Source organism: Actinacidiphila acidipaludis, assembly GCF_019890725.1.
Classification (GTDB): Bacteria; Actinomycetota; Actinomycetes; order Streptomycetales; family Streptomycetaceae; genus Actinacidiphila; species Actinacidiphila acidipaludis.
Genome location: NZ_JAINZZ010000112.1, coordinates 1 through 9,175, shown reverse-complemented (window position 1 = coordinate 9,175; position 9,175 = coordinate 1). Strand labels below are relative to the sequence as shown.

Below are 9,175 nucleotides of genomic sequence, written 5' to 3'. Positions count from 1 at the left end.
CAGGGCCGCGTGCTCGCCGTGACCACAGCGCAGACCGAGCGGTTCCGCGCGGACGGCCTCCCGCTGATGATCACCGAGTTCGGCGGCCTGTCGCTGCGCGCCGACGACGGCGACTTCTCCTACACCCGCACCAGCTCCGACACCCAGTTCGCGGCGCTGCTCGGCGACCTGTTCGGCGCGCTGCGATCGAGCCCCCTGGTGGCCGGCTTCTGCTACACCCAGTTCAAGGACACCGCGCAGGAGACGAACGGCCTGCTCTTCGCCGACGGCACGCCGAAGCTGCCCCTGGACACCATCCGCCGCATCGTCACCGGGAAGAAGGAGGAGGAGGGGGAGCCGGCCGGGACCTGAACCGGGCCGTCGCCGAGGCGCGGCCCCCGCCGGGTCGGGCCGTCCGGGTGAGATCGGCGGCGGCAGGAGTCGCGGCGGCGCGGCGGTGGGACGCATCTGCTCCGCGACCACAGTCCTGCTGACGGGAGCTCAGCGCCATGTCCCGCTTGACCGCGTCTCTGACCGCGTCTCTGACCGCGACCACCGCCGTGGCGGCCGCCGCGATCCTGCCCCTGCTCGGCTCGCCGCCGCCCGCGGGGGCCACCGCCTACGCCCTCCAGCAGGTCACCGCCGGCGACCTCGGACCGTCCGGCTCCTGGCTGCGGCTGCAGGACACCCCGGCGACCGCCGGCCTCCCGGCCGGCGTCCAGCAGGTCGTGCCCTTCGCCGACCCGGCCCATTTCGACGGCAGCCTGCACCTCGCGGTGACGGCAGGCAAAGGGGCAGCCCGCCAGGCCCAGGCCGTGCACCCCTTCAACCGCAAGGTGCCGCTGAGCGGCATCGCCTCGCTGGCGCCGTCCTACGACCTGTACGTCAGAAGCTGGACGTCGACTGCGTCGGCCGTCCGCTACGGCGCGAGCCTGCAACTGCTTTCGGTGTGCCGGGGCGCGGCGAGCACGCTCAGCTTCCAGCCGCAGCTCGCGGTGGACGCCCAGGGCCGTACCGGCGCGATCGCGGACACCTGGCGGCACTTCGTCGCGGGACCCGCCTCGCTCTGGGTCACCTCCCGCCCGGTCGGCTCGTTCGCGGCGGGAACGAGTCATCCGCTGAGCGCCTACGCCTCCGCCTGCGACGCCCCGGGCGACGGAGCGACCGCGGTCGCCGCGAACGTCGGCGGACCGCGGGACGCGAAGGCCGGCCTGGACACCTACGTCGACAACATCGCCGTCAACGGCACCGTCTACGAGTTCACCGCCGCCCACCCGGCCGGACAGGCGCGCATCACGATGTCCGCCGGGTCCGGTTCCGCCCGCCCGGCCGGGCTGCTCAGCGGCTCGGTCACCTTCAGCAGCCCGAGCGGCGGCCCCGAGTACACCTCGGTCGGCACCCGGCTGGTGTTCTCCCGTCCCGGCGGGCTGGCGCCGGACGATCTCACCGTGACGGCGGGAGGCAGCCCGGTGACGCTGACGTCCGCGCCCGGCGGGACGCTCGCCGCCGTCGTCACTCCCGGGGCGACCGTCGACCTGGGACCGGGCGGCGCGTACCGGACGGCGGTCACCGTCAGCGACAGGACCCCGGGCAAGGGGGCCCTGTCACTGACCGCGCATCTGCTGGCGCAGGGCTACCAGCCCTTGCAGGACACGGGTGTTCATGCCGAGGTGCCGCTGGCCCGATGAGGCGCTCCGTGCGGCGCGTCATTTCCGCAAGCCGCGTTGACACCTGCCGAATCCTGCGTGAACATGACATGCATCGCTCAGGATCTTGCAGCACTGCTCAGCGACTCATCACTGTCTCTGTGGGAGAAGACGCGTGCACGCACGATGGAGCATTCCTCGCGGCACTCTGCTCGCCGCCACACTGCTTGCCGTGACGGGGACGTTCCTGTCCCCGGTCACCTCGTCTCCGGCCGCCGCCCAGCAACCCGCCGCCGGACCCAGCGTCAGCAAGGCGGCCGGCGCCGTCGTCCTGGCGCAGCCGGCCGGCACGGACACCCCCGGCTACCGGCTGGAGGTCGCGACCGGCGAACTCGCCCTCACCACCAAGCGGTCGGGCCGGACGGTACTCGGCACCGCCGGCGGCGACACCGGCGCGCTGCGCTTCCACGCCGGCGGTCAGTGGCAGCACGCCACCGACGTCACCGACTGGAACTGGCACGACGGTGTGCTCACCCTCACCGCCGCCACCACCCTCCCGGGCGCCACCGTGACCGCCCGGATCACGCCGCAGGCCGACCGCTACCAGCTCGACTGGGACGTCACCGGCGGCGGCGCCGACCAGCTCGGCCTCGCCTACGACCTGGCCTCGGCCGGCCACTGGTACGGCCACGGCGAGACCGCGACGCCCAACGGAGGCCCCGGCACCGACGAACCGTGGCCGCTGGAGAGCGGCCAGGTCGTCCACAGCGGGTTCGGACCGGCGTCCTACAACATGATCGACCCCTTCTGGTACACCTCCAGCTCCACCGGCCTGCGGGTCGACACCGGCGACTCCATGGACGTGTCGATCAACGGCGGCAAGGACGGCCTCGGGCGGTTCACCGTCGACGCGCCCTCCACCTACAAGGCCACCGTCTTCGTGGAGTCCACCCCGCTCGCCGTCTACCGCGACTACATCGGCATCGTCGGCAAGCCCGCCAAGAGCGACGCCACGTACGAGCAGTACGCGAAGCCGCTGTGGAACTCGTGGGCGCAGTTCTACACCAAGGTCACGCAGCAGAAGCTGCTCGACTACGCCACCGAACTCCACGACAACGGACTCGACGGGCACACCATCCAGCTCGACGACCGCTGGGAGTCCGAGTACGGCAACCTGACGTTCAACCCGGCCACCTTCCCCGACCCCAAGGGCCTGTCGGACCGCCTGCACGCCATGGGCGACGACTTCGGGCTGTGGGTGACCCTCTGGATCAACCTGGACTCCGTCAACTACCAGTACGCCGTCGACCACGGCTACCTGCTGAAGTCCGCCGCCGACCCGTCCAAGCCCTGCACGGTCTCCTGGTGGAACGGCACCGCAGGGATCGTCGACCTCGCCAACCCGGACGCCCAGGCCTGGTACGTCGGCAACCTCAAGAAGCTGATGAGCGCCTACGGCATCGACGGGTTCAAGTTCGACACCCGGTTCTTCGACGAGCACTGCACCCCCGACGCCGGGTACGCGCCGTCCGACTACCAGCGCCTCGGCGCCGAGCTGACCGACCAGTTCGACCAGCAGGGCGTGGGTGTGCGCGTGCACTGGACCAGCAACGCCCACCAGGCCGGCTTCGTGACCCGGCAGGTCGACAAGGGCACCGGCTGGAACTCCCTGCAGGCGTCCGTCACACAGAACCTGGCGATCTCCACCATCGGCTACCCGTTCGTGGAGACCGACATGATCGGCGGCTCGAGCGGCCAGCCGCCCGCGACCAAGGAGGTCCTGGTCCGGTGGGCGCAGGCGGCGTCGCTGATGCCGCTGATGTACGCCTCCACCTCGCCGGTGGAGACCAACGACAACACGACCGGCAAGCAGGTCACCTACGACCAGCAGACGATCGACCTGTACCGGGCCGCGATCCAGCAGCACGAGCGGCTCGCCCCGTACATCTGGGAACAGGTGCAGCACACCCTGGCCAACGGTGACCCGATCATGCGCCCGCTGTTCTTCGACTTCCCGCAGGACCAGGCGGCGTACACGATCACCGACGAGTGGATGCTCGGACCGGCCGTCCTCGCGGCGCCCGACCTCGGCACCGGCACCACGCGAAGCGTCCACCTGCCCGCGGGCACCTGGTACGACGTCAGCCGCCACCGGGCGGTCCACGGCCCGGCGACCCTGACCGGCTACCAGGCCCCGCTCGGCGTCACCCCGGTCTTCGTCAAGCTCGGCGCACCGGGCGCGGACAAGGCCCTGAAGGCCCTCCGCTGACGGGCAGGTGAAGCAGAAAGCACGCGTGCGGGCCGGTCGCGAACGACCGCCCCGCACGTCTGCCCACCGTCACATGCCGTCACACGCGCCCCAGTAGCGTCAGGACTCCCGTTCCGCTACGGTGGTCGCCCACGGCAGCGGACGGAGGGAGAGAGGCCTTTGGCCGGGCCGGAACCGCAGCCGCAGACGCCGGATCCCTCGCTGCTCACGCTGCTGGGACTCGACGCCGAGCAGGACGCCGTCTACCGGCGGCTCGTCGACCACCCCGACTGCGATCCCGCCGCCCTCACGTCCTCATCAGATGCCGGCGAGGACGAGATCCGGCGCCACCTCGACGCACTCGTCGGCCGCGGACTGGCCGGCGTGGACCGGGACGAGGCGGGGGAGCGGTACCACGCATCTCCGCCGATCCTCGCGCTCGGACCCCTGCTGGAAGCTCGCAGGGCCGCCCTGTACCAGGTCGAGCAGCAGCTCGCCGACCTCGCCGAACGCCATCGCACCGCCCGGTCCCGCAGTTCCGCGGCTCCGGTCGAGGTGCTGACCGGAACCGATGCGATCCGCCGCCGGCTCGCCGCGGTCGAACGGGAGGCCCGGTACGAACTGCGTGCCATGGTCCCGGCGATGCCCGCCGGCACCGTGAGCGCCACCGGCGACTACCTCGACGACGCCGAACGTGACGCCGTCCGGCGCGGCGTGAGGGTGCGAACGGTCGTCCAACGGAGCTGGCTGGAGGACGGCGCCACCGCCCGTCTGCTGGCCGAGAGCGCCGCACGCGGCCGGCGGATCTCCGTCGTCGACGACGTCCCCACCCACCTCGTGATCGCCGACCGCGATCTGGCCCTGCTCTCGCTGGATCCCGGGCGTGACGCATCCGGGGAGCCGGCGGCGCTCGTCGTGCACCGCGGAGGCCTGCTCACCGCCCTCATCACGTTGTTCGAGCTCTGCTTCGAGCAGGGCTGGCGGCTGCGTCCGCCCGGCCGGGGGCAACGGGACGCCGAAGGCGAGCCCGCCGCGGAGCGGCTCGACGCGGTCGACCGGAAGATCGTCGCGCTGCTGCACGTCGGCCTCACCGACGCCGCCATCGCCCGCCAGCTCGGCATGGGTCACCGGACCGTCCAGCGGCGACTGCAGCGCCTGATGGAGTCCGTGGGCGCCGCCACCCGCTTCCAACTCGGCTGGCACGCCGCGGTGTCGGGATGGCTGGACCGGACGGCTCCGGCGGGGCCTTGAGTCCCGGAACCGGCCGGGGCGCGCGCTGAGTCAAAGCTGACCGGCGCCCATGCGGTGCGCCGCCAGGCACTGCGGCAGCCTGCGCGGTCAGCATCCCGCCCGGGGCGCCGGATACCAAGATTTTGCGATCCCACGGGGATTGCGTGAACCGCTCCCACCTGCGCGGTGTCCGCAATGTCCGCCTGCCGGACAGCCGGTCACCACTTGTTCACCACCTCGCCCTTCACAGCGTTCTACGCGCGTGGTGTCATGCACACGCCCGCCACAACTGCTCGGTCGGTCTTCCTGCTCGCTCCCTCCCCGGACGGCCTCGTTCCTCGGCCGGCCACGGCGGGAGCCCGGGCGTCAGCCCTCCGACGTGGCCGTCAACTGACGAGGAGTCACGCATGCTGTCGAAGGTCCTCGGTCGTGCCGGTGTCGCCGTGGCGGCCGCCGCCGCGGTCATCGCCACCGCCGTCCCCGCGAACGCCGCCAGTTACACGGCGTTCGCGTTCTCGCAGAGCGGCAGCCAGCCCACCATCTACAGCTTCATCAACTCGGCCACCACCTCCCTCGACATGACGATGTACGAGCTGGAGGACACCACCGCGGTCAACGACCTGATAGCCCTGAAGAACAAGGGCGTCACGGTCAGGGTCGTCCTGGACCGCGCGCACCAGACCGCGAACAACACGGCCTACAAGGCCCTGACGGGTGCCGGCGTGGGCGTCGTCTGGTCGCCGTCGGCGTTCGTGTACACCCACCAGAAGACCATCACCGTGGACGCCACCGAGTCCCTGATCCTCACGGGCAACCTGACCTCGCAGTACTACACGACCAGCCGGGACTACGGGGTGTTCGACGACGACACCCGCGACGTCGCCTCCATCGAGAAGGTCTTCAACGCCGACTACGCGGGAAGTTCGATCACCCCGACCGACGGCGACCACCTCCTCTGGTCGCCCACCGACTCCCGCAACCGGCTGCTGTCCATCGTGAACAGCGCCACCACCAAGCTCGACGTGGAGGAACTGGAACTCAGCGACAGCACGGTGGTCAACGCCATCGTCGCCCGGGCCAAGGCGGGCGTGGCCGTGCGCGTGGTCCTGGAGACGCCCTCCGACTACGCCAGCGAGGTCTCGGCGATCAAGGCCGCCGGCGGCAAGGTGGTGGGCTACTCCGACCCCAACGGCTTCTACATCCACGCCAAGGCGATGGTCGCCGACTACGGCCTGACCACCCAGGAGGTCGAGGCGGGCTCGATGAACATCAGCAGCAACTCGCTGAGCAGCAACCGGGAGCTGGGCCTGATCCTCACCGGCACCGGCGTCGCCCAGTCCGTGGCGAGCACCGTCGAGACCACGTTCAACAGCGACTTCGCGGGCGGCACACCGGCCTGACGGGGCCCGTGGACCAGCAGCAGGCGCCTTGGAGCCGCCTCCGGCCCGCGTGCCGTCCCACCGCGGGCCGGGGGTGCTCCGGCACCCTCGCCGGACACACGATCCGGTCCCTTCTGGCATGATCTCCGGCCATGGACCGGCACCGCGACTTCGACGCCCTGCTGTGCGACATCGACGGCGTCATCCGCTACTTCGACCACCGCGCACTCCACCGCGACGAGCAGGCCGCCGGGCTCGAACCCGGCACCACCCTGCGCGTCGCCTTCGAGCCTGAACGTCAAGTGCCCCTGCTGCTGGGCCGGTTGACTCGCAGCGAGTGGACCGCGTCCATCGCCGCCGGTCTCACCGCTCTGGTCCCCGCCGCGACGGCCGCCTCCCTCGCCGAGACCTTCGTCCAAGCGCCCGCCTGGACCGACCAGGTCGTCCTGGACCTCATCGCGCGGGTTCGCCGGGTCCTCCCCGTCGCGCTGGTCACCAACGCCACCGTCTGGCTGGACGACGACCTCGCCCTGCTCGGACTCGCCGACGTGGCCGACCACATCGTCAACAGCTCACGCGTGGGCGTCGCCAAACCCGACCCCGCCATCTACGCGATCGCCGCCGAGCGCGCCGGCGTTCCGATGCAGCGGTGCCTGTTCGTGGACGACAACCTGGCCAACGCGGAAGGGGCCAGGGCGGCCGGCATGACCGCCCTGCACTACCGCGAGGCGGCCGACCTCCAGCGCGTCCTGGCGCCGCTGCTCGGCGGCCCGGACGGCGACCCTGACGCCGGGCCGGCCCTGCGTCCTGTCGTCACGCCGGGTACAGCACCGGGTTGAGCGGTGACTCGGGCGTCGCGCCGACGGCCGTGCCGGGCATCCAGGTACGGAGGTCGGCGCGCTGGAAGTCGTTCGTGGGCTCGCTCACGGTGATGCGGGCGTCCATGTAGATGACCGTCATCACGCGGCGCGGCTCCCCGGAGTGGTTCGGCGCGGCACGGTGGAACGTCCAGCCGCCGTGGAAACTCGCGTCCCCGAGCCCGTACGGCTCCTCCACCAGCGGGAAGTCCCGTTCGGCCAGGGCCTTCTGCAGCTCCCGCTCGGACGCGTCACTGATCGGCAGGTCCCGGCCGTGTTCGAAGCGGTGGCTGCCCGCGGCGAAGGCCAGCGGTCCCATCGCGGCGGGGGTCTCCTGGAGCGGCAGCCACACCGTCACCGTCCGGTCCGTGGACAGCGGCCAGTAGTACTGGTCGGCATGCCAGGGAGTGATGCCGCCGCCGGGCTCCTTGTACAGCGCCTGGTCGTGGTAGAGCCGCACCGACGGCACACCGAGGAGCGCTGCCGCGATCCCCGCCAGCCGTTCGGCGAAGACCAGCTCCCGCACCTTCTCGCTGTGCTGCCACAGATTGGTGACCTGCAGGAACGCCTTGCCGTAGGTGTCGCGTTCGGCCAGCGGCAGATGCTGGGTGTTGAGGTCGATGACCTTCGCGGTGACCTCGGGCTCGTAGGCGGCGACCGTGGCGGGGTCCACGACCCCGGTCAGATGGACGAAGCCGTGGTCGCCGAAGTGCCGCAGCGCGGCCGGATCCAGGGCGTACGGGGTGCGGAGGTCATCCGGTGCGGTCGGCATGGCCCCAGGGTCGGGCCGCAGCGGCGAGGGCGTCCAGAGGCGTGAACCCGGGATCGGGCGCGGTCCGACAGGTGATCCGGACGATGGCGGCTCATCAGCGGTTGACGCGGGACCGCCACTCCAGGAACGGCACGAGCGGCGAGCGGTCGTCCAGGTAGCGCCAGGGCATCTCGGTGGCCCGGTCGCCGATCGCCCGGAACAGCGGGCGGGCGGCGACCTCGTCACCGGCCAGGGCGAAGGCCATCGCGAAGGTGTTGAAGGTCAGCGGCCAGTCCCGCTCCCGCACGAACGACTGCTGCCGCACCGAGCGGTCCGCGGCCTCGTGCAGCGCGCCCAGCACCTGGCCGCTGCGCATGTACACCGATTCCGGATCTCCGCCGCGGTCCAGCCACTCCTCCAGAAAGGCCGCGGCGACGAGTTCACCCAGCGGGCTGCCCGCGGGAGCCGCGAGCATCGACCGCCGCGCGAAGCCGTGCATCTCCTCGCGCGATCCGCCCCAGGCCGGGGTCAGCTGCAGCAGACGCTCGCGGTGGGCCGCGAGATGCCCGGGCGCGTGGCGGCAGGCGGCCGTGAACCGCTGCTCCTCGACGTCCGCGCCGGCTCGGTTCGCGCCGGCCCGCAGTCCCCGGGCGGTGATCTGCAGGAAGTACCAGGGTGCGGCCAGGTCCGGCGCGCTCTCCGCGGCCGCGAGCAGCTGCTCCTGCGCGGTCTCCAGCCGGCCGCGGAACAGCGCCCACTGCTCGTCGGACACGTACCGGGCCGCGAGCCCGCTCCTGGCGTGCCAGGCCCACCCGACGTGCCGGGCGCCGGAGACCAGCAGCGGAAGGGGCTCGTCCGGCTCGGCGGCGATCACCTCGCCGATCCACCGCTCCAGCCCGGCGACGGAGCGCAGCCCCTCCACCAGGAAGGTGAGGTCCTCGGGGTCCTGGGCACCGCTCAGTGCGGTCCGGATCTCCGGCCACCGCCGAGCCCCCTCGCGGGCCGCCGCCCGCAGTGCCGCGAGCCGCTCGTCACCGAAGGAGGGGTCGATGCCGACCGACGGCCGGCGCCGGAACAGGAACCCC

At 71.9% G+C, this 9,175-nt stretch carries 7 protein-coding genes and 1 pseudogene; 6 read left to right on the top strand and 2 right to left on the bottom strand.

Going from position 1 to position 9,175, the window contains the following annotated elements:
- From K7862_RS36650 to K7862_RS36625, 6 genes and pseudogenes are all read left to right on the top strand, one after another.
- A pseudogene (locus K7862_RS36650) lies at nt 1–351 on the top strand (glycoside hydrolase family 2); the annotation flags it as partial.
- Between the two features lie 146 nt (nt 352–497).
- Complete coding sequence (locus K7862_RS36645; protein WP_222970054.1) at nt 498–1,667, top strand: hypothetical protein; 1,170 nt, start codon at nt 498–500, stop codon at nt 1,665–1,667.
- A 190-nt stretch (nt 1,668–1,857) separates the two neighbouring features.
- Nucleotides 1,858–3,894 carry a glycoside hydrolase family 31 protein gene (locus K7862_RS36640; RefSeq protein WP_308012380.1) on the top strand — a complete coding sequence of 679 codons (2,037 nt, stop codon included), beginning with the start codon at nt 1,858–1,860 and terminating at the stop codon, nt 3,892–3,894.
- A gap of 159 nt (nt 3,895–4,053) precedes the next feature.
- Nucleotides 4,054–5,124, top strand: coding sequence for a helix-turn-helix domain-containing protein (locus K7862_RS36635; protein WP_222970052.1), 1,071 nt, complete (start codon nt 4,054–4,056; stop codon nt 5,122–5,124).
- A gap of 386 nt (nt 5,125–5,510) precedes the next feature.
- Nucleotides 5,511–6,503 (top strand): phospholipase D-like domain-containing protein, encoded by a 993-nt coding sequence (locus K7862_RS36630; RefSeq protein WP_222970049.1) that lies wholly within the window; start codon nt 5,511–5,513, stop codon nt 6,501–6,503.
- A 131-nt stretch (nt 6,504–6,634) separates the two neighbouring features.
- Nucleotides 6,635–7,321: an HAD-IA family hydrolase gene (locus tag K7862_RS36625; RefSeq protein WP_222970047.1), complete on the top strand. Its 687-nt coding sequence runs from the start codon at nt 6,635–6,637 to the stop codon at nt 7,319–7,321.
- Here the strand turns inward: K7862_RS36625 and K7862_RS36620 are convergent.
- Nucleotides 7,296–8,111 (bottom strand): phytanoyl-CoA dioxygenase family protein, encoded by an 816-nt coding sequence (locus tag K7862_RS36620; protein ID WP_222970045.1) that lies wholly within the window; start codon nt 8,109–8,111, stop codon nt 7,296–7,298. The two genes, K7862_RS36625 and K7862_RS36620, sit on opposite strands and share 26 nt — an antisense overlap.
- 94 nt (nt 8,112–8,205) lie before the next feature.
- On the bottom strand, nt 8,206–9,175 hold a 970-nt coding region (locus K7862_RS36615; RefSeq protein WP_222970043.1), incomplete at its 5' end, for a hypothetical protein.